This is a genomic window from Streptomyces sp. NPDC059169 (assembly GCF_042755225.1).
Lineage (GTDB): Bacteria > Actinomycetota > Actinomycetes > Streptomycetales > Streptomycetaceae > Streptomyces.
The window spans coordinates 183560-204655 of the sequence record NZ_JBHZCF010000016.1; the positions used below are offsets into that span (position 1 = coordinate 183560).

Here is a 21096-nt window from a genome sequence, read left to right on the forward strand (position 1 = left end):
TGCAAGGTGCCATGACAAGGGCCAGGACGACCAGGGGGACGGGGAATCATGACCACGGACGACCAACTGCCGAACGGACCGTCGAGTACACCCGTGTCGGAGACGTCCGGGTCCGGTTCGGTGCGCTTCGCAGCTGCACACTCTGCACCCGTGGGGCCGCCTGGTCCACCTGCGGGCCGTCGTCGCCGTCTGCTGGGCGCTGTTGCCCTGACGGTCGCCGGGACGCTCATCGGCGCCGGCATCGTCGCCTGGCAGGTGGGTGCGTTGCCTTTCGCCGAGTCTCCCTGCTGGGATTCCGTGACGGACCAGGACCTCGACGAACTCCTCGGCGGCTGGGACACCGAGGACGCGGAGATACGACCGGAGTGGTCACGTAGGTCAGGCGCGCCGCTGTACGGCAGTTGCCGCATCACGAGCCACGACGGAGGCACCCCCGGCCGTCAGATCGACGTCCGGGTCCACAAACTCGACGGTCTCAGGAAGGACAACATCCCCTGGGCCGAGGAGTTCCTGTCGTCCAGGCTCACTCCGCTGGGCGACGGATTGCTGGGCATGGCCTCGGACACCCGCGCCTGGGTGGCCCTCCCGGACAGTTGCTCCAAGCCCGGGATGTTCTCGGGCCCGGCGGTCGTGGACGTCACCATGGGCGACGACGAGATCCAGAACACCGCGGACGCGGACAGGAACGCCTCGTTCCACAAGGCTCTCGCCCGTACCGCCGTCCATATCGCGAACGGCTCCCTGGCGGAACTCGGCTGCTCGGGCAAGCTCCCTGAGCCCGGAACGCTGACCGCCGTACCTGAGTTCACGGCGATGCGCGCCGATGGCGAGTTGTGCGGCGTCAAGGAGCTGCGCCTGCCGAAGCCCTACTCCGCGTCGGACATCCGCCTGCGCACCTCGGCCGGGGATGACAGTCCCGTCCGCACGTGCGACATCGTTCTGGGGCATACCGTCCGTCCGCAGCTGCGGCTCCAGACGATCCAGGAGCAGGACCTCACCGGCGCCTTCGGAAGTGCCGCCATCGACAACGGCCCTTCCATGAAGGTCGTCGGCTCGTCGCGACGGACGGGTTCCTACTCCCCGACCGTCGCCGCCGTGCGGGCCGAGTGCCAGAAGGGTGACGTCGTCTTCATCGCGCAGGAGCGAGTGGCTTTCCGCAACTACACCTTCATCCGTGAGGTCTTTCCCGCATATGTGGCTGCGGAGGCGAAGCGACTCGGGTGCGGCCCGCTGGAGATCCAGATCCCGGACTGACACCGGGCACGGCCGAGGCGGCCGGGCTGGGCCGGGTTGGTTACGGCGAAGGCCGGTGCGGTGCATCGAGCTCGCCCGGTGCGCCGATGCTGGCGGCTGCCGGAGTCCTTCTGCCGAGCGGGTCGGTTCACCCGCGGCTGCCCCCGTCCCGGCCGGGTCTCCGTTCCTGCGGGTCCTGAGTCGGTCCGTGGAGGAGAGACCGTCCGTCGACACCGACGTGCCGGTTGCGGACCGGTGACCCCGCATGAACACTCCCCGGGCAGAAACTAGGGGTATTAATCATTTGCCTAGGGCCCCTAGGATTCGTAGCGTCGTCGGTATGGAGCCACTGACCGAGCAGGACATCCGTGCATCGTTCGTCAACTGTTCGAAGGGAGAGGTGAGGCGTCTGTCCGTCCCGCGCGACCTCGACGAGCGCCCCTGGGGCGACCTGGACTTCCTCGGGTGGCGCGACCCCGCGGCGCCCGACCGCTGCTACCTCGTCGCCGAGCGGGACGACCGGCCGATCGGCGTGTCCCTCCGCTTTCCGTCCCGGCAGCGCGGCTATCTCCACCGCAGCATGTGCTCCCTGTGCCTGACGACCCACCCCGGTGACGGTGTCTCCCTGATGACCGCCCGCAAGGCGGGTCGGGCCGGCAGGGAGGGCAATTCCGTCGGGGCATACATGTGCACCGACCTCGCCTGCTCCCTCTACGTACGTGGGATCAAGGTGCCGGTTCCCGGCGGAAGGCTGAAGGAGTCCCTCACGGTGGAACAGCAGATCGATCGAACGAGGGGCCACCTCTTCGCGTTCCTGGACTCGCTCGGCGGCTGAGCTCGTCCGCCGGGCTGGGCCGAACGGGGCTCCGGACGTGCGGGGTCGCCCCTGTGGTGGGAAAACTGGATGTATGGCTAGCAAGGCACTCCTGGAAGGCGGACCGGACGATCTGCAGGGGAAGATCGTGCCGATCACGCCGCCGGGACAGGAGCTGAAGATTCCGCATCTCGGCGGCTACGAGCACTTCAAGGCCACGACGCGGCACGAGGACAGCCCGGAGGGTCGGGTGACCGTGTACCAGTGGTGGGAGCGGACCGAGATCGCTGAATAGTCACCGGTCAGCCGCATCGCGGTCGCGGGCCGCTACGGGTGGGCGGCCGCCTGGGCGGACCGTTGCGCGGTAGTGACGGTTCGAGGATCGCTCCGGCGATCACGATCGCCGAAGATCGACGTGTCGCCGCCCGCCGAAGAGGGGGGAGTGACGGGGCGCCGAGCCCCGATCACAATCGGACGCCCGGCGGCGATTCCTCGCGTACCTACGCGTTGCGCTACCGCACCTCCTTGGCACCACCCCTTCATGGACGACGCCGCGTGGGGTCTGCCCGCGATGGGCCGCGGCTTCGGCAACGGCGCCACGCACCGGTACGGGCTGCGCCTGACGGTGCTGGACCTGAACGTCATCGGCAAGCGCACCACCGTGGGCCTCCGCTCTTCCACGCACGTGGTCGCCGGGAACACCTACCCGGGCCGGGGCCGGCGCCGTGCTCGCGCTGGAGGTGGCGCAGGGCGGTGCCGAGCCCGCGGCCGACCGGCCGCCGCAGGCCAAGCCCGCCGTCCCGGCTGCCGTCCCGTTCTCGACCCCCTCCCAGGGCTCCACCACCACGGCGAAGGCCTCCCCCTTCACGTCCGGCACGTCCACGACGACTGGTGACGCGGGCACGACGACCGGTGCGCCCGCCCGCACCGGCTCCTCCGCCGGGCGCTGGTATGCGGCCGGTGCCGCGGCGCTCCTGCTCGCCGTCGGCGGTGCGCTCACCGCCGCGCATTTCCGTCGCCGCTGAGTTCCTCCCGGGACTTTCGCGGGACCCGGGCGGGAAAATGGAAAGGATCATGCTCCGCATGGCGTAAGGTGGTGTTCACCGACGCGGGGTGGAGCAGCTCGGTAGCTCGCTGGGCTCATAACCCAGAGGTCGCAGGTTCAAATCCTGTCCCCGCTACTGATGGCCGAGGGCCCGGGACCACATGGTTCCGGGCCCTCGGTGTCTTCCGTCGGAGTCGTGAGCCGGGCCGACCTCCGCGCGTCGCCTTAGGCTGGACGGACGAGCGGCGGTCACCAGGGCTTACCGGCCCGGAGCGACGTCCCGCCGAACCTCGGGTCGGGGCCGCACCCCGCCGAGTAACCCGGCTGCCGCGGTGCGGGGTGGGCCCTAGTCCGGTTGGCCGACGGTGGGTCGCCGAGCGACGCGGATCCGGCCAGCCTGAGGTGGGTGCGGTACCGTCCGCAGCCGTGTGAGGAGCCGGCAGGAGACCACTGGTGTGGCAGCGAGCAGACGATGACGGGCGGCGGCGGGACGGTGGCCGCAACATCGTCCGGGTGCTCCCGGCGTTGCTGATCGTGGGCGGCGTGCTCTTCGACCTGGCCACCCCCGAGTCGTTCACCGCCTCACCGCTCTTCTCCGCGGCTCCGCTGGTCGCCGCTCCCTTCTTCTCGCCGCTGTTCACCCTGTTGACGGGCCTGGCCGCCGTGCTGGCGGTGGCCGGGCTGCACGTCTACAACAGCACGACCACCGAGATCCCGGCCCTCACGGAGCAACTGACCGTGATCACGGTCTCGGTGCTGGCCCTGTTCATCAACCGCGTGGTGTTCCGCAGCGGCCGTCAGCTCGCTTCGGCGCGCGTGGTCGCGGAGGCCGCGCAGCGGGCGGTGCTCCCCATTCCCGCGGAACGGATCGGTGGTTTGCACGTCGCGGCGCGGTACGAAGCCGCCCAGGCGGACGCGTTCATCGGCGGTGACCTGTTCGCTGTGGAGGACACTCCGAGAGGGGTGCGGCTGATCGTCGGCGACGTACGCGGGAAGGGCCTGGACGCCGTCGAGACGGTGGCCGTAGTCCTCGGTGCGTTCCGTGAGGCGGCCGAGCAGGAGTCCTCGCTGGAGGCGGTTGCCCAGCGGTTGGAACGCGCGCTCGCGCGGGAGGGCGCCCGCCGCTCAGGTCTGGATGCGGTGGAGGGCTTCACCACGGCCGTGCTCGCCGAGATCCCGCGCGGGGACGGCCGTGTGAGGATCGTCAACCGGGGGCACCCACCTCCGTTGATCTTGAAGGCCGACGGTGGCCTCGACCGGCTGGAACCGCCCGACCACTCGCTACCGCTGGGGATGGGCGACCTGGCGTCATGGCCGGAGCGGGCGTACGAGGCGCCGTACCCCGCGGGTGCCACACTCCTGTTCTACACGGACGGACTGTCGGAGGCGCGTGACGCCCACGGCGTCTTCTACGATCCGCGTGCACGGCTGGGCGGGCGGATCTTTCCCGGCCCTGAGGAACTGCTGGACGCCGTCGTGGCCGACGTGCGGAGGCACACGGGTGGCCGATCGACAGACGACATGGCGCTCCTGGCGATCAGCCGGCCGGGGGAACGGCAGCCGGAGCGCCGCAGGACGATGCCGGTCGTGCCGTGAACTGCTCGCTCCTGAACCGGCAGGGCGGCCTCCCGGTGGGTCCCGGCCGTTCCGTCACGCGGTCATCCGTCGATCACCGGTCCATGACCCCCACCTGAACGGTCTGCACGGCCCGGATGGATCGGCTCGTCCCCTCGAACCAGGCAACGACGACGGACGGTAATCGGAGCGTCTCCCTCCGAATAACATTTGACGAACAGTCAGATTCGCCCTTCATGCTGAGGGGCTGTCAACTTGCCCGTTTCACTTGTCTTGTGCCTGGTAAGTCCCGGTGGATAGCCCTAACGATCAAGGGGAAGCGCTTGGAATCCGCCCCTCGTGTCTATTAACGTTCGATAACGCAGCGCGGTTGTCCCGGCCGTCGTAAGAGACGGCGCCGCGTGCGCACGCCGAATCCTGCAAGGGGACCGGGGAACCATCAATTGGGGTGAATCGGGTGCTCCGGTGCCTGTAGGAGACCTTCCTGCTCCGAACCCGTCAGCTAACCCGGTAGGCGAGAAGGAAGGAAAGGAGAGCGCCTCCGTGGCGTCCAACGAGCCTGCCCTCCAGGAGCCCCCCGCCCGCGAATGGGAGGAGTGGAATCCGACTGAGGAATCGATCCGCCCGGTGCGTGGCAGGCACCGCGTCGTCAAGCAGCGGAACGGACTGGCCCGGAGCTCCACCGTCCTCGGGGTCGGCGTCATCGCCGCCGTCGGCGCAGGAGGCATGGCCACCGCGCAGAACAAGCCACCGGTCTCCATCTCCCTTCCCGACGCCATCGCGGACCACCTCCCGGACACGGACTCGCTCCCGGGCGTGGGCGACCTCCTCTCGGACGACTCCGACGAGCAGCACGACGTCCCGCTCGCGGCGCTCACGGTCTCCGACACGGTCGAGGGCGGCGGACAGGGCACCGGTGACGCGGGCGAGGTACTGCGCGCCCGGATCCTCCAGCAGGCCGAGCAGCAGCAGGCCGTGGCGGAGGCCGAGGCGAAGCTCGCCGCGGAGAAGGCGGCCGCGGAGAAGGCGGCCGCGGAGGCGAAGGCCCAGCAGACGGCGGCCGAGGCCAAGGCCGCCGCAGAGAAGGCCGCTGCGGAGAAGGCCGAGGAAGAGGCGGCCCGCAAGGCGGAGGCCGAGCGGCTCGCCAAGCTCGCCAGCAGCTATTCCCTGCCGACCTCCTCGTACACGCTCACCTCAACCTTCGGGGAAGCCGGCTCCATGTGGTCCTCCGGCTACCACACCGGTCTCGACTTCGCGGCACCCACGGGTACGCCGGTCAAGGCCGTCCACGGAGGCACCGTCAAATCGGCCGGCTGGTCCGGCGCGTACGGCTACCGCATCGTGCTGGAGCTCGAGGACGGCACCGAGGTCTGGTACTGCCACCTGTCGTCGATGACCGTCTCCGCCGGGCAGAAGGTGTCCACGTCGGAGACCATCGGACGGGTCGGCGCCACCGGCAACGTCACCGGCCCGCACCTGCACCTCGAGGTGCACACCCCGGGCGGCGACGGCATCGACCCGATGGCGTGGCTGCGGGACAAGGGCCTGTCCGTCTAGTTCTTTCCGCCCTCCTGCCCCGGCCAGCCCGCCCCGGGACCGTTGCGACAGTGGATCGTGATCGCTGGCTCACCACACCCGTCGGGCGTGGTGAGCCAGCGAACGGCCAGCGGGCCGGCAGCCGTTGTTGCCGAGGGCCGCAAGACCGGCCGTCCGCTACGACACGACGAGCTGGTCGCCGTTCCCGACGAGCGGGTACGACCGGTTGCATCGATCCGTGATCGCTAGCCTCGTCACCATGAAACAACGGCGGCAGAAGAAGCTCTCCCGGCATCTCCTTGCAGCGATACTCACGTCTGACGCCGTGCGGGTGAGGGCGTTGCTGCGGGCCGGTGCGCATCCGGAGCGAGGGGACGGGGACGGCACCACCCCTCTCTACCTGGCTTCGGTGCAGGGGGAAAGCGAGCCGGCACGCTTGCTCCTGGAGGCGGGTGCCTCCCCCGACGCGGAGAGCGGGGGAGCCGGATCGGAAGGTACGCCGCTGTGTGCAGCTGCCTGTTGGGGACACGCCGAAACGGTGCGCGAGCTGGTGAAGCACGGAGCCGATCCGAACCTTCGTGAGGATTGCGGAACGGGTCGGTCCCCCTTGGAATGGGCGTACAACGGTCCCCACCCCGAGACTGTCGCAATCCTCATCGCAGCCGGAGCGAACCCCGTGGACGAACCCTCCGACGCCTCGGCGGCCCGGGCGGTCGACCGTGACGGTTCCCTGCACACCGGTTCCTAGCCCCTCCTGGCTTCCCGTCGCGTGCGGCGCCCGCGGCACGGGCGAGGTGCCGTCCGGGCGGCCTGCCGGTCGGGATCCGCGCCGCTGTCGTCGCGTTCGTCCGTGCGGCCCGGGTGGAAGGGCGCGGCGCGGCGCCCTCGGTGGGCGTCGGAGCTCGGACGGCCGTTCTCAGCCGCGGTACGGGTTGTAGCCGTCGTAGTCCAGGTAGAGCGGCGGCGTCCAGGCCCGGCCGGTGGCGCGGGCCGCGTACGTCAGGGCCGGTCCCGCAACATCCCTGCGTTGCCAGAGGTGGTGGAGCAACTCCTGCTCGCGCGCCGCGAAGTCGGGGCCCGCCGCGCCGCGGTGGGCCCGGTGGCGGAGGAACGCCAGGGAGGTCGCGAAGGCCTCGTACTCCGAGACGGCGCGAGCGGCTGCCGACCCGTGCGTACGTCCCGCCGTGTCGCGCGCGACCGTGCGCGCCCGCATCGACGAGAGCGCGAGCGGCTCGGCGGGAGCGAGCCAGCCGGCCGCGGCGTACGCGGGGAGCTCCGCGGCGACCGTGCGCAGTTCGCGCTGCCGGGTCCACACGGCCAGCCAGGTGAGCAGCCCGAAGGCCGGCACCATGAAGGCCGCGTACACGGCGTAGAAGCCCAGCGGGCCGAACACCGACGAGCCGTTCCACAGCGCGTGCATGCCCATGGCAAGAACGAGGCCGAGCAGCGGCAGTGCGGCCCGACGGACCTTCCTGTGGGGTGCGGTCGCCGCCGCGATGCCGAAGCCGATGCCCGTGAGCACGGTGAACAGCGGGTGGGCGAACGGCGACATCACGATCCGCACGAAGAAGGTCGCGGCCGTGATGGAGGCGAAGCCCGAGGAGTCGTCCATCTGGTCCTCGCCGAAGGCGTTCCCCAGGTACAGGATGTTCTCCGTGAAGGCGAAGCCGGTCGCGGTGAAGCCGGCGACGACGACGCCGTCGACGATCCCGGTGAAGTCCCGTCTGCGGAAGAGGAAGACCAGCAGCACGGACGCGGCTTTGGCACTCTCCTCGACGATCGGCGCGATGACCGTCGCCCCGATCGTGTCCGCGTGCGACGGGTCGGCCGTCGACGTGGCTATCCACTGGGTCGCGAACGAGTTCGCGATGATCGCGACGAGGGCTGCGGCGCACGCGCCCCAGGCGAACGCGAAGAGGAGGTTGCGCCAGGGGCCCGGCTCGACCCGGTCCAGCCAGCGGAACGCGGCCATCAGCAGGGGGACGGGCAGCACGGCGAGGCCGAGCCCGACCAGGAAGCCCTCGGTTCCGGTCTCCTCGCGGACGATCGCGAGGATCACCAGTCCGGACAGGGCCAGCAGGGTGATGACGGCTCCCGCTCGGACCGCCTTGCTGCGCCAGAAGGCGCGGCGAGGTTTGTAGCGCCACTGGGAACGCTCCGGAACGGCGTCGAACAGCGGCTGTTCGTCGCACGCCGGAACCAACGGGAGGGCAGCCGCGTACGGCTGCTGGGACCATTCGGACACCCGACGACCCTAACCAGGGTCACTGACAGCGCGCGACGCCGTTACCGGTCCCTGACCGGTTGCGCGGCGCCGCGCGGACGCCACCGCTACGAGCCCGCCCGGCGGAAGAGCAGGTCGTGCACCGCATGCCCCTTGTCCAGTCCCTGGCCCTCGAACCGGGTGAGCGGGCGGAACGGGGGACGCGGTGCGAAACCCCCGTCGGCCCGGGTGTTCTCGAAGTCGGGATGGGCGGTGAGGACCTCGAGCATCTGATCGGCGTAGGGCTCCCAGTCCGTCGCGCAGTGCAGCACCGCGCCCGGCTTCATCCGGCGGGCGGCGAGCGTGAGGAACTCGGGCTGGATCAGCCGGCGCTTGTGGTGGCGCTTCTTGGGCCAGGGGTCGGGGAAGTACACGCGCAGTCCGTCGAGTGCGTCGGCGGCGAGCATCTCGCGGAGCAGGATGATCGCGTCACCGTTGGCCACACGGACATTGGACAGGCCCATCCGGTCGGCGAGTCCGAGCAGATTGCCCTGGCCGGGCGTGTGCACGTCCACGGCGAGGATGCCGGTGCCGGGGTCGGCGGCGGCCATCTGCGCGGTTGCCTCGCCCATGCCGAACCCGATCTCCAGGACGACCGGCAGGCCATCGAACATCTCTTCGAGATCGAGGCCGCGGAGCCCGTCGACATCCAGCCCCCAGGTGGGCCAGAGTCGCTGGAGCGCGTCCGCCTGCCCCGGCGTCACCCGGCTGCGGCGCGGTTGGAAGCTGCGGATCCGCCGCTCGTGATGCGACCCTGCGGGGTCGGCGGCGGGGCCGCCGGGGAACCGCGGCTCGCCCTTGGCCCGGGGGGCGGTGACGGTGCGGGGACCCTCGGTGGTGGCGCTCTCGAACTCAGACACAATGACCCGATTGTACGGCGGCCGGAAGTGGCCCGGGCCGTCTCTCCGGGGCACCCCGGCCGGGTGCCCCCGGGGCGGCCCCGTCCCAGCCCGCACGGGCCGCGGGCGTGCCGTGGAGGCCGGGTGCCGGCCGTACTCCCGCACCGCGGCGACGCCGCGACCGCGGACCTGGCCGGGACCGCGGACCTGGCCGGGACCGCGGCGACGCCGGGACCGCGAGGCCTAGGAGAGCTGCCGGAGCACCCGGCGGGCCACTTCACGACCGATCGGGAGCGAGGCGGTCGCCGCCGGGGAGGGAGCGTTCAGCACGTGGATCGTGCGGGTGGACTCCCGGATCAGGAAATCGTCCGCCAGGGTGCCGTCCCGCAGCACCGCCTGGGCCCTTACCCCCGCCTCCGCGGGCCGGAGGTCGTCGGCCGTGACGTCCGGCAGGAGTCGGCGGACCGCGCTGGTGAAGGCGCGCTTGGAGAGCGATCGGTGCAGTTCCCCGGCGCCGTAGCGCCAGTGGCGGCGGGCCATCTGCCAGGAGCCGGGCCAGCCCAGCGTCGTGAGCAGCTCGCGCGGGCGGACCGTGGACCAGTCGTAGCCCTCGCGGGCGAGCGCCGGGACCGCGTTCGGCCCCACGTGGACGCCGCCCTCGATGCCCCGCGTCAGATGCACGCCGAGGAACGGGAAGGCCGGATCCGGCACCGGATACACCAGACCCCGGACCAGCTCGGGCCGGGCCAGGTCGTAGTACTCCCCGCGGAACGGGACGATCCGCATGCCCGGCTCGTCGCCCGCCAGCCGGGCCAGCCGGTCGCAGTGCAGCCCCGCGCAGTTCACCAGCGCCCGGGCGCGGACGACCCGACCGGAGGACGCGCGGACCGCTACCCCCCACAGCCTGCGGTCGACGACCCGGACTTCCTCGCCGTAGTGGACCTCCGCACCGGCCGCCCCCGCCGCCTCCGCGAACTGCGCCGCGACGGCCCCGAAGTCACACACGCCGGTCGTGCCGACCCGGATCGCCGCGAGCCCCCGGACGTGCGGCTCGTACTCCGCTATCTGCGCCGGGCCCAGTTCGCGCACCGGTATCCCATTCTCCCTGCCGCGCTGCACCAGGGCGTGCAGACGGGGCAGCTCCGTGCGTTCGGTGGCGACGATCAGCTTGCCGGTGACCTCGTGGGGGATGCCGTGCTCGGCGCAGAACTTGACCATCTCGGCGGCCCCGCACACGGCGAACCGCGCCTTCAGCGAGCCGGGGCGGTAGTAGATCCCGCTGTGGATCACGCCGCTGTTCCGCCCGGTCTGGTGGCGGGCCGGTCCGGACTCCTTCTCCAGGACCACCACGGACGTGCCCGGCGCGGCGCGCGTCAGGGCGTACGCCGTCGACAGACCGACGATCCCGCCGCCGATCACCAGTACGTCACAGTCGAACGCCGTTGCCGACACCGCACACCTCCCGCCCCGGCCGTGCTCTCCGCGGCACACCGCACCCCGTGGTGCCGGCGCCGCGGGACGGACCCCCCGATAATGCACTGGCCCGCCGGCCACCGCGTTAAACCGGGTGGGACGCGCGTCACGGTCCGGCCACGGCTCACGCCGGAGCCATCAGTAGCGGACGGGCCCGCTCCCGCAACTCCGCCACGCGCGGCTCGTCCCCGTACGGCTCCAGCCGGTGCAGCAGGTCCCTTACGTACTCCGTCGTGCGGGCGGACGAGATCCGCCCCGCCACCTCCACCGCCCGGGTACCGGCCGCGCACGCCGCGTCGAGGTTCCCCGACTCGAGCTCGGCCACGGCGCTGACCACGAGGCGCAGCCCGTGCGAGCGTACGTACTCCTCCGTCGGCCGGGACAGTGCCTGTTCCGTGAAGCGCCGCACCTGCCGGGGCGCCTTCAGGTCCCGGTAGCACTCGGCCGCGTCGGCGGCGAACCGGTCGTACGAGTAGAAGCCCAGCCAGGACGGATCCGCATCGCCCTCCCGCGAGCGCTCCAGCCACGCCTCCGCGGCCTTCAGCGCCGTGCCGGCGGCTGCCGCGTCGCCCGCCTTGGCGTGCGCCCGAGCCTCCACCAGGCGGAAGAAGCTCATCGTGCGGGCGGTGGCCAACCCCCGATTGCGCTCTACGGACGCCTGCGCCAGGTCCACGCCTTCGTCCGCGAAACCCCGGTACGTCGCCTGCAGCGACATCGACGCCAGCACATAGCCGCCGAGGGGCACGTCCGCGGCGGCGCGCGCCAGCCGCAGCGCCTGGATGTAGTACCGCTGCGCCGCCTCCTGCTGACCGGTGTCGAAAGCCATCCAGCCCGCCAGCCGGGTCAGTTCGGCCGTCGCACCGAACAACGCACGTCCGACCTCGTCGGAGTACGAGCCGAGCAGCAGCGGTGCCGCGTCGACCCGCAGGCACTCGGGGACCATCGAGGAACGCCAGTCCCCGCCGCCGTACTTGGAGTCCCAGCGCCGGGCGTCCTCGGCCGCCTCCCGCAGTTTGGCCACATCGCTGTGGCCCACCCGGACGTGGCTCTCCTCCGAGGCGTCCGCGCCGCCCTCGGAGCCCTCCGCCCCCGTCGTGCGAACGGCCCCGCCGATGTGCCGCGCCACCGACGAGTCGGCGGGGGATATCAGCCAGCGGGACGCGGGCGTCGCGTACGCGCTCACCGCGAAGGACCCCGCGAGGGACTGCCAGATACCTCCGCCGCCGGCCCGCCGGCCCGCCAGGTCCAGCCGGTAGAGCTCGGTGGCCGCCTTCACGGCCTCGCCCACGTCGCGGGGGAAGGCGAGCCCCACTTCGGGGGCCGGATCCGCGTCCGCGAGCCCGATCTCGTGCAGCGGCACCGGGCGGCCCAGCTTCTGTCCGATGGCGGCGGCGATGAGGTGGGGCGCGGCGCCCTGCGGCACCATGCCCTTGGACACCCATCTGGCCACCGACGTCTTGTCGTACCGCAGGGTCAGACCGCGCTGGGCGCCGAGGTCATTGACCCGTCGGGCGAGGCCGGCGTTGCTGATTCCCGCGAGGGCGAGAACGGTGCCGAGCTTGTCGTTCGGCCCGCGTTGCTCTCTGGACATGCGTCACCCCTCGACACGCAGACAGCCGCCGGGCGTGCGCGTCCGGCATTCGCGCTGCGTCCTCCCCAGGGCGCGGTTTCCACCAGCGGCTCCGCCGTGGACCCCGGACCGTGTGCAAGCGCACGTGGCCGAGCCCCTCGGAATATGCACCCCCCGCGGAGAACAGCAGTGACACACAGGGTAGTTCGCCGCATCCCGACCGTTAAGAGGCGGTGTTCCGTATGGCGGGATTGTGGTGTGCTCGGGCGGGGAAAGGACTCCCGCCCGTGCTCCCGGTGTGTGGCCGTGCGCCCGTCCGTGCGCTCTCGTCCGGCCGGGACGGGAGCGCTTCCATGAGTGCTGCGTGGGTCGGCCCGCTGGCATGGGATCCAGCGGGCTGGGGGACACCGCCGCCTCAATCCCCGCGGGCGGCGGACCAGTCCGGGAGGTTAACCACACCTCCCGGACTGTGCGTCTGTGGTGATATGGCGATCGATGTCCGGTTGCCTCTCCGTTGGAGATTGGCCGAATGCCGCTGTTCCGGCACGGGAAGGCGCCGGGCGTTCCGGCCGTCCTCATTCGGCTCATGCCAGGGGCGCGTTCTCTTTTCGCGCGCGCGACCCAGAGCCCCTCCTGTGCGCCTCCGTCGTGGCAGCATGTCCTCATCGGGTGTGCCGGACCAGGCGTACCGGAGTTCGTCCACGGGCTGTGGAGGCGCGATGCGGTGGCTGGTGGGGTGGAGCAGTGTCGCCGCAAGCTTCGGTACGGCCGGTGCGGTCGGTTCGGCCGGCACCGTACGCGGCGGACCGACGGGCGCCGGCGACGAGAGCCTCACGGTCCACCCCGTCGGCGCCCAACTGCTGTGGGGGGACCCCGACCCGCTCTGGGCCGTCGGTGACTGGCGGCCCGACGAGGTCCGCATCGTCACCGTCGACCCACCCGTCGGCTCGCCCGGCCACGCCCCCGCCACCCGTCTCGCCGTACTGGGCTGTTGCGCGGCGAGCGACGAAGAGTTGCGCGTCGGGCTCTTCGCAGCGCGCGGCGGCGCACTGCGTCACCTCACCGCGTGGGCCGGCAGCTACACGGCCGTCGTCCAAGTGGGTCGCCGCATCACCATCGCCGGTGACCTGGCAGGGGCTCGCCCCGTCTTCTACACGCCCTGGTCGGGCGGCACCGCCTACGCCACCGCAGCCCTCCCGCTCGCCGACCTCATCGAGGCCCAGCTCGACATCGGCCACCTCGCAGCGGTGCTCGCCTGCCCCGAAAGCCCCGAGGCGCTGCGCGACTCCACGCCGTACACCGGGGTGAAGCGGATCCCTCCCGGCCACGCGCTCATCCTGCGCGAGGGCTCGCGCGAGATCGCGGGCTACGAGCCGGTCGCCTCCCTCGCCGTCGCCGCACCCCAACTCGACCCGGACCGCGCCATGGACGCGGTGCGCGACGCGCTCGTCGACGCCGTGCGCGCCAGGCTCACCGCCCCCCGGCATGCACCGGAGACCCTGCCCCCCGACCCCGGCCCCGTGCCCGGGATGGGGCCGGCGGAACGACGCGCGGCACGGGGGGCACCTGCACCCGGTATCGGCGCCGACCTCTCCGGAGGCAGTGCCTCCGGCACCCTCGCCCTGCTCGCCTCAGGACTGCCCGGTGTGCCGGGCACGATCCTCGGACACGGAACCGGCGCCGGCGAACGCCTCCTCGCCGTCACCTTCAACGACCTGGCCACACCACAGGGCAGGGAGGCCGAGATGGAACGGGTCAGAGCCATCGCCGCCAACCCCAGGCTGCACCACGTGGTGGTCGCCGCCGGCGAGGAGGCACTGCCGTTCGCCGAACTCGACGGGCCGCTGACCGACGAACCGGGTCCCTCGCTGGTCGAGGCGGAACGCCACCGCAGACGCCTGGCATCGGGAAGCGCCGACCACTTCACGGGGCAGGGCGCCCGCCACGTGCTGGACGCCCACCCGGCGAGGCTGGCCGACCTGCTGCTGGACCGCAGGCGGCGGCCGCTGCTGCGCCCCGTCTCCGCGCTCGCCCGGGCCGCGGGAACTTCGGCCGGTTCGCTCCTCGTCCCCGTGACCGTCTATCGCGCCGCGCGCAAGCTCGCCCGCACGCCGTACCGGACGGGGCTGGAGTCGGCCGCGGCGCACCTTCCCTCGGCGAACCGCGCCGCGCACACCGTGAACGGCCCGCTGGCGGCGTCCCTCGCGGCGCTCGCGTGGTCACGGCCGGGCCCCGCGGCACGCTGGCTCACCGGGGAGGCACTCGCCGAAGTATCGGTTCGCCTCCAGGAGGCGGCCACCCGGCCGTCCTCGGTGCAGCGGCCGGGCGAGGCACGGGCTCGAGCCGCGCTCGCCCGGTACGCCGCGGACCACCGGATACTGGAACAGGCCGCAGAGGTGCGCAGCCAGCGACTGCACTCCCCCTTCCTCGACAACCAGGTGGTCCGGGCGGCGCGCGACCTCCCCGAAGCGCTCCGGGTGCAGCCCGGGGCGCGGGCCGCGGTCCTGCGCGCGGTCCTCGCGGGTGCCGGCATCCACGACCTGCCGGCCGGCTGGGGCGCCCCGTCCCAGGCCGCTTCGACCTCTGCGATGCGGGCGGGCCTGCGCATGTCGCTGTCCCATCTGCTCGACCTGTTCGCCACTCCGCTCCTCGCGGACGCGGGCCTGGTGGAGGCGCGCGTGGTCCGCAAGGCGCTGCGCGCGGCTGCGGAAGGCGAGCCGGTGCCGCTGGACGGCCTCGCCGAACTCGTCTCCACCGAACTGTGGCTGCGCCGTCTCCTCGCCCGCCGGGGCACCTGCTGGACGGGGACGGCGGCGCCGCGCCGCCGTGCGGTCGCCGCAGGGGTTCCGCCGAGGCCGACGCTGCAGACGTAGCCACCGCGGGGACGGCTGCGACCTCCACCGAGGCCGGGCGGCCCACCCCGGCCCCGTGACCGTTCGGGGACGCGCGTCCACCACACCCGTTCGCCTCCGTTCCGGTGGTCAGCGGTCCCCTCCCGGTGACCCCGTCGCCGTTGATCGCCCGTGTCCCCGTCCTGTCCCTGCCGCTGTCGCCCTCCGGCCCGTCCCCGATGCCGCTCGGAGTCCTCTTCGTCCTCCGGCCCAGCTCCCGGCCTGGCCGGCCTGACCCGTTCCGCAGCCGCCCCGCGCCCGGCGCGCTCCGTCGGAAAACGCCGCGCACCCACCGCACTCGGCCCGGAGAATGACCCGGTGCGGTATCTCATCCTCGGTGTCACGGAAGCCTTCGACGAACACGGCAGTACCCTGCCCCTCGGCGGTGCGCGGCTGCGGGCCCTGCTCGCCGCGCTCGCCTACCGGGGAGGACGCGTCGCGCCCGTGCCCGCACTGGTCAGGGACGTGTGGGGCGACGAGCCCCCGCAGGACGCCTCCGCCGCGCTGCAGGCGCTCGTCGGCCGGCTGCGGCGGGCCCTGGGCAGGGACGCGATCCAGTCCACCCCCGGCGGCTACCGGCTCGCCGCGACGCCGGACGACATCGACCTCCACGTCTTCGAGAACCTCGTCCGCACCGGCGGCACGCAGCTCGACGCCGGTGATCCCGTCGCAGCGGCCGCCACCTTCCGCGAAGCCCTCGGTCTCTGGCGCGGCCCCGCGCTCGCGGACCTCGCCGAACCGGACGCGGCCGTGCGCCCGGAGGCGCAACGCCGAGCGGCCGTCCGACGCCGCATCGAAGCGGACCTGCGGCGCGGGGCCACCGGAAGCCTCGTACCGGAGCTCGAAGAGCTCATCGCGGCCCACCCCTACGACGAGACCCTGAGGGCCCAGTTGCTCAGGGCGCTCGATGCCGAAGGCCGTCGGGCCGACGCGCTCACCGCGTACGAGGACGCCCGCCGCACCCTCGCCGACGGCCTCGGCGTCGAGCCGGGACACGAACTGGGCACTCTGCACGCACGGTTGCTGCAGTGGGCCCCACAGCAACCACCGGAACCGAAGGGGAACCTCCGCCCCAGACTGAACTCCTTCGTCGGCCGGGAGGCGGAAATCTCCGCCATCCGGAAAGAGCTGAGCCGTTCGCGGCTCGTGACCCTCACGGGTCCCGGCGGTGCGGGGAAGACCCGGCTCGCGGAGGAAGCCGCGTCCGCAACGGCAGGCGCCTGGCTCGTCGAACTCGCCCCGCTGGAGGACCAGGCGGCCGTGCCGGGAGCCATCGTCTCCGCCCTCGGTCTGCGCGAGACGAACCTGATCACCCTCGAGGGGCAGCCGTCCCAGGCAGACCCCGGTTCCCAGCTCGTCGAGTACCTGGCCCCGCGTGAGCTGCTGCTCGTACTGGACAACTGCGAACACGTCATCAGCACCGCTGCAGAGGTCGCGGAGAGCCTGCTCACCCACTGCCCAGGGCTGCGGATCCTCGCCACCAGCCGCGAACCGCTGGGGGTCATGGGGGAGAGCGTCCGCCCCGTGGACCCCCTGCCCGAGGACTCCGCGCTCCGACTGCTCGCCGAGCGCGGCGCAGCGGTGAACCCCGCCTTCCGGGTCGAGGACGACCCCGTGGCGGCTGGCGAGATCTGTCGCGGTCTGGACGGGCTGCCGCTCGCCATCGAACTCGCCGCCGCCCGACTGCGGATGCTCACGCTCCGCCAGATCGCCGACCGCCTCGACGACCGCTTCCGGCTGCTCAACCGGGGCAGTCGGACCGTGCAGCCGCGCCAGCAGACGCTGCGGGCCGTCGTCGACTGGTCGTGGGACCTCCTTGACGACGGCGAACGCACCGTCCTCCGGCAGGTCTCCGTCTTCGCCGGCGGCTGGGACCTCACCGCTGCGGAGGCGTTGTCCGGACCGGACGTCGCCGGCCACCTCGGCGCGCTCGTCGACAAGTCCCTGGTCACCGCTGCTCCGACCGTCGACGGCGAGATGCGCTTCAGGCTGCTCGAGACCATTCACGAGTACGCCGCCGAGCGCGCGGCGGAGGAGCCGGAGCTCCGCGCCGCAGCGGAAAGCGCCCACACCGCACACTTCCAGTCCGTCGCCGAGCAGGCCGAACCACTGCTCCGCACCGATGGGCAACTCCGGTGGATCCGGCACCTGGAGACGGACCTCGACAACATCCGTGCCGCCCTCCACCGCACCACCACCCGACCGGAGCAGGAGCCGCTCGCCGTGCGCCTCGTCCTCGCCATGGGCTGGTTCTGGTGCCTGCGCGAATACCGCCCCGAGGGCCTTGCCTGGGCTGCCCGGACGATCGGCCTGTCACCCGATCCGGAGGACGGTGCGGCCGACCCCCGCTACTGGCCGCGCATGCAGTTGCGCATGCTCCACCTCTTCCTGGCCATCGAGAACGGCCCGGACTTCGAGGTCTACCGCGATCCGCGCACCCGGGACCTGCTGCGGCGGCTGAGGGACGCCTTCAGCGCGGGCGGGCCCGAAGCCGCCCGCTTCCCGGGGCTGGCGTGGCCGTTCACCACCTACCTCACCGACGGCCCCGAAGGAATCCTGGAACTCCTCGACCGGGCCGTCGCGAACTGTCGCGTCCACGGCGGTGACTGGGAGGTCGGTGTCACTCTGATGTACCGCACGCACATCGCCATCGACCACCCGGGCAGCATCGGCCTGGTCGACGACGACCTGGCCGAGCTGCGCGAGATCAGCCGTCGCGTCGGCGACCGCTGGATGCGGGCGCAGGTCGCGGGCGCCGTCGCCGAGACGAGCATGATGCGGGGCCGGTACGAGGAGGCCCATGCGGCGTACGCCGAGTCCCTGGAGCTCGCGCGTGAGGTCGGTGCGCATTCCGAAGCACCCTTCCTGCTGGCCCGCATGGCCGAACTGGGCTACCGCGCGGGGGACGCGGACGCCGCGCTGAGGGGGCTGGAGGAGGCGACGGCGGAGGTCGAGCGCCACAACGTGCCGACGGGAAAGGGGTACATCTCCTACCTACGAGCGGTCATCGCGCTGGAGCGCGGTGAGTTCGCGCGGGCCGAGGAGCTCACCCGGGAGGCCCGCGCGGCCTGTCCCGCCGGGACGTCCCCGCCCCACTTCATGGTGGCGCTCGACGGTGTCGACGCGCGGATCGCCGTGTACGGGGCCGGCGGTGGGCCCGGGGCCGGCATCCGGGGTCTGGCCACCGCGCTGCGCGACGCCCACGAGGTCCGTTGCTCGGAGGTCGTCACGGCCCATCTCGCCGAATCGACCGCGGACGTGCTGCTCCTGCTCGGCGAAGAGCGACTCGCCGTCCGGCTCCTCGCCGCTGCCGAGACCTGGCGCAACGGCATGCCGCGATCCGTTCCCGAGCGCCGGGTGACGGACGCGGTCGAGACCGGGGCGCGCGCCGTCCTCGGGGAGCGGCGGTACGCGGCCGAGTACGCGGCAGGGGCTGCCCTCTCCGTTCCGCAGGTCCTGGATGCGCTGGCGCCCGTGGTTGCGCTCGCACCGCAGATCCCACCGGTCGCACGGGCCTCTTCGGGCTCTTCGGGTTCTCCGGGTTCTCCGAGTCCTTGGGGCAGGGCTGGCGGGGCTGAGCGCGTTGAGCGCGTTTGACCGGGTTGACGGGTCTGACGGGGGCGGGCTCACGCGCAGCTGATCCGTGCCAACGCCCAGTCGGCCAGGGCCACGCCGGCGAACGGAGCCTGGGGTTCCACCACCAGCCGGACCGTCCGGCGCCCGGAGACGGCGACGTGGACGGGTACGGCGGGATTCCCGGCGCGCATCACGGGCGAACGCCAGAGCCGTACCCCGTCGGCATGGACGGAGAACCTCACCGACCCGCGGACCAGCGACAGGTCGTCGATGCCGACGAGCGCGTCGTACGTGGTGCACTGCCGGTTCAGGTCGATGGTGACCGCGGATCGCGAGCGCACGGTCACCCCGTACGCGTACCCGGCGCCGTCGACAGACACGGCGCTGCGCTGCCAGACCCAGCTGTTGTCACCCGGTCTCATGGCGGGCCGCGTCCTCGGGCTGCCGCCTGGGACGCGGTAGTCCAGCTGGTCCACCCGGTAGACGGTCGGTGCGGGGGCAGGTGCCGGAGCCGACGGGGGCGCGATCGTCGGGGACCGGGAGTCGAGCTTCGGGCCGGGCTGTCGTGCGGGCGCCGTGGGTTCGGGCTCGGCCTCGGGAAGTGCGGAACCGGGAGCCGGGGCCTTGGGCTCCAACCCCGCCGGCCCTGGTAAGGCAGCTGCGGACGGGGTCGCTTCGGCGGACGGTTCCGCCGGGGACTGCGCCTGCTCGTCGGCGGGCGGCGAAGGAACGACCGACGCCGGGGCGTCCGGAGCGACCGGCTGCGTGGAGGCGCGCTGTGCCTGGGGAGGCCGCCCGGGCGTCGGGTCCGTGGACAGCGCCCAGACGATCCCGACCGCTGCTGCCACGGCCACCGCGGCGGCCATACCGGTCTTGGCCGCGCCGCCCAGGCCGTGCGACACAGCCGTCGAATTCGCGCCCGTAGCGTCGACGGTTGATCCGGACCCGCCGCTACCTCCGGCTCCGCCGCCACCAGCTGCCCCTGATGCTGCACCGGCACCCGTCTCGGAACCCGTGGCTGCCCCGCCCGCAGGGCCCGCAGCCGCCGGGGCACCGGCCGCTGCGCCCACAGCCCCACCGGCCCCCCCACCGGACCCCGCCCCCGCTCCGACCGCACCGGCGGCGCCGCCCGCCACGACTTCGGAGACCCGGAGGGAGAATTCGGCGGCGAACCACCCGACGAGTGCCACGGGCAGCAGCGCCGGGATGCCCGCGTTGACCTGCTCCAGTTCGCCGGCCGCCAGTCGGCACCCGGCGCACTCCTCCAGGTGCTTGCGCAGCCCCCGCTCCGCCCGCATCCGCAACCCGCCCCGGGCGTAGGCGCCCAGCCGGTCCGCGTACCGGGCGCAGCTCTCGCCGGAGGTGAGGGAGGAACTCACGTGCGCTTGCAGATAGGCCTGCTTGAGCCCTTCCCGGGCACGGCTGGCCAGGACCGCCGTGGCGTTCGCGGAGAGCCCGAACAGCGCCGCCACGTCTCCGGGCGACGCCTCCTCCACGGCGGTGTGCCAGAGCACCGCCTGCCAGCGCTCGGGCAGCGAGCGGAACGCCTGTACGGCCAGGGACTGTTCGGCCTCGTGCATCGCCCGCACATCAGCGCCGACGTCCACGGCAAGCTGGTCGGGCATTTTGGTGGCCAGCGAGACCTGGTCGGCGAAGACCGCGAAGTCTTCGACCAACTGTTCCCGTTTCGTCGACTTGGCCCAGGCAGCGGCGACCCGGCGTACGGTCGTCAGCAGATAGGCCCGTACGGCGTGTTCGGGACCCGCACCGCCACGGACCGCCTGCAGCGTCCTGGCGAACACCTCGGCGGTCAGGTCCTCCGCGGTGTCGGCGTCACGGCAGCAGGTGCGGGCGTAGCGGTGCACCGCTTCCGCATGCCGACGGTAGAGCTCCTCGTACGCCCGGTCGTCCCCCGAGTGCATACGCCGGATCAAATCGGCGTCGGAGGGCGGCAGAGCAACGGTCGGGCTCGACCCGGCCTCGCGCTGCGACGGAACGCCCGCTCGGTCCTCCTTCGGCGGCCTTCCAGCCGGCGGACGTCCCGGGCGTTTGGCGTGCCTGGGGCCTGGCTGGCCCGGGATCTGAGCGGAAGGCGTTTCGCCGGTCTCCGCGGCGTCAGGCCCGGCGAAGGCCTCGTCCCGACCGTCACTGCCCATCCTGGTCGCCCCCGTACGCACCCCGTGACCTGAACACCGGCCCAGCGTGCCACAGGGAGTGAACTGTCAAGGCTTCCCCGAGCGGCAACCACTCATCCGGGGAGGGCAACCGACATCACGCACGG

14 protein-coding genes, 1 tRNA gene and 1 riboswitch are annotated in these 21096 nt (G+C 72.5%); of the genes, 10 read left to right on the plus strand and 5 right to left on the minus strand.

What is annotated here, in order from left to right:
- Positions 1–150: 150 nt before the first annotated feature.
- The 8 genes from ACFXOM_RS27200 to ACFXOM_RS27235 all read left to right on the plus strand — a co-directional run bounded on the left by ACFXOM_RS27200 (position 151) and on the right by ACFXOM_RS27235 (position 6951).
- On the plus strand, positions 151–1254 hold the full coding sequence (locus ACFXOM_RS27200) for a hypothetical protein (RefSeq protein WP_384942830.1): 1104 nt from the start codon (positions 151–153) through the stop codon (positions 1252–1254).
- A 319-nt stretch (positions 1255–1573) separates the two neighbouring features.
- Positions 1574–2068: an FBP domain-containing protein gene (locus ACFXOM_RS27205; protein WP_385039683.1), complete on the plus strand. Its 495-nt coding sequence runs from the start codon at positions 1574–1576 to the stop codon at positions 2066–2068.
- A gap of 73 nt (positions 2069–2141) precedes the next feature.
- A complete protein-coding gene (locus ACFXOM_RS27210) occupies positions 2142–2342 on the plus strand; it encodes a DUF5988 family protein (RefSeq protein WP_384942826.1) in 201 nt (66 codons plus the stop codon).
- 430 nt (positions 2343–2772) lie between these two features.
- On the plus strand, positions 2773–3072 hold the full coding sequence (locus tag ACFXOM_RS27215) for a hypothetical protein (RefSeq protein ID WP_384942824.1): 300 nt from the start codon (positions 2773–2775) through the stop codon (positions 3070–3072).
- An 82-nt stretch (positions 3073–3154) separates the two neighbouring features.
- A tRNA-Met gene (locus ACFXOM_RS27220) sits at positions 3155–3228 on the plus strand.
- A gap of 317 nt (positions 3229–3545) precedes the next feature.
- Positions 3546–4688, plus strand: coding sequence for a PP2C family protein-serine/threonine phosphatase (locus tag ACFXOM_RS27225; RefSeq protein WP_384942822.1), 1143 nt, complete (start codon positions 3546–3548; stop codon positions 4686–4688).
- Positions 4689–5065: 377 nt separating this feature from the next.
- A riboswitch (cyclic di-AMP (ydaO/yuaA leader) is annotated at positions 5066–5199 on the plus strand.
- An 11-nt stretch (positions 5200–5210) separates the two neighbouring features.
- A complete protein-coding gene (locus tag ACFXOM_RS27230) occupies positions 5211–6224 on the plus strand; it encodes a M23 family metallopeptidase (RefSeq protein ID WP_384942820.1) in 1014 nt (337 codons plus the stop codon).
- A gap of 238 nt (positions 6225–6462) precedes the next feature.
- Positions 6463–6951 carry an ankyrin repeat domain-containing protein gene (locus ACFXOM_RS27235; protein WP_384942818.1) on the plus strand — a complete coding sequence of 163 codons (489 nt, stop codon included), beginning with the start codon at positions 6463–6465 and terminating at the stop codon, positions 6949–6951.
- A gap of 168 nt (positions 6952–7119) precedes the next feature.
- Here ACFXOM_RS27235 and ACFXOM_RS27240 read toward each other — a convergent pair whose 3' ends face one another.
- From ACFXOM_RS27240 to ACFXOM_RS27255, 4 genes are all read right to left on the minus strand, one after another.
- Positions 7120–8448 carry a PrsW family intramembrane metalloprotease gene (locus ACFXOM_RS27240; RefSeq protein ID WP_384942816.1) on the minus strand — a complete coding sequence of 443 codons (1329 nt, stop codon included), beginning with the start codon at positions 8446–8448 and terminating at the stop codon, positions 7120–7122.
- Between the two features lie 86 nt (positions 8449–8534).
- Positions 8535–9326: a tRNA (guanosine(46)-N7)-methyltransferase TrmB gene (gene trmB / locus ACFXOM_RS27245; RefSeq protein WP_385039686.1), complete on the minus strand. Its 792-nt coding sequence runs from the start codon at positions 9324–9326 to the stop codon at positions 8535–8537.
- A 222-nt stretch (positions 9327–9548) separates the two neighbouring features.
- A complete protein-coding gene (lhgO, locus tag ACFXOM_RS27250; protein ID WP_385039689.1) occupies positions 9549–10757 on the minus strand; it encodes an L-2-hydroxyglutarate oxidase in 1209 nt (402 codons plus the stop codon).
- Positions 10758–10902: 145 nt separating this feature from the next.
- Entirely contained in the window at positions 10903–12369 is a 1467-nt protein-coding gene (locus tag ACFXOM_RS27255) for an MFS transporter (RefSeq protein WP_385039692.1), read from the minus strand.
- 698 nt (positions 12370–13067) lie between these two features.
- Here ACFXOM_RS27255 and ACFXOM_RS27260 point away from each other — a divergent pair.
- Positions 13068–15221 carry an asparagine synthase-related protein gene (locus ACFXOM_RS27260; RefSeq protein ID WP_384945644.1) on the plus strand — a complete coding sequence of 718 codons (2154 nt, stop codon included), beginning with the start codon at positions 13068–13070 and terminating at the stop codon, positions 15219–15221.
- A gap of 336 nt (positions 15222–15557) precedes the next feature.
- Positions 15558–18836: a BTAD domain-containing putative transcriptional regulator gene (locus ACFXOM_RS27265; protein WP_385039694.1), complete on the plus strand. Its 3279-nt coding sequence runs from the start codon at positions 15558–15560 to the stop codon at positions 18834–18836.
- A gap of 29 nt (positions 18837–18865) precedes the next feature.
- Here ACFXOM_RS27265 and ACFXOM_RS27270 read toward each other — a convergent pair whose 3' ends face one another.
- The gene (locus ACFXOM_RS27270) at positions 18866–20971 is read right to left on the minus strand and encodes a sigma-70 family RNA polymerase sigma factor (protein WP_385039697.1); all 2106 of its coding nucleotides are present in this window, start codon (positions 20969–20971) and stop codon (positions 18866–18868) included.
- Positions 20972–21096: the final 125 nt, after the last annotated feature.

What these genes read in the sequence shown, in the direction of transcription:
- ACFXOM_RS27255 (WP_385039692.1), bottom strand. Translation starts at nt 12,369, where the DNA reads ATGTCCAGAGAGCAACGCGGGCCGAACGACAAGCTCGGCACCGTTCTC.
- ACFXOM_RS27205 (WP_385039683.1), top strand. Translation starts at nt 1,574, where the DNA reads ATGGAGCCACTGACCGAGCAGGACATCCGTGCATCGTTCGTCAACTGT.
- ACFXOM_RS27210 (WP_384942826.1), top strand. Translation starts at nt 2,142, where the DNA reads ATGGCTAGCAAGGCACTCCTGGAAGGCGGACCGGACGATCTGCAGGGG.
- ACFXOM_RS27270 (WP_385039697.1), bottom strand. Translation starts at nt 20,971, where the DNA reads ATGGGCAGTGACGGTCGGGACGAGGCCTTCGCCGGGCCTGACGCCGCG.
- ACFXOM_RS27260 (WP_384945644.1), top strand. Translation starts at nt 13,068, where the DNA reads ATGCGGTGGCTGGTGGGGTGGAGCAGTGTCGCCGCAAGCTTCGGTACG.
- ACFXOM_RS27235 (WP_384942818.1), top strand. Translation starts at nt 6,463, where the DNA reads ATGAAACAACGGCGGCAGAAGAAGCTCTCCCGGCATCTCCTTGCAGCG.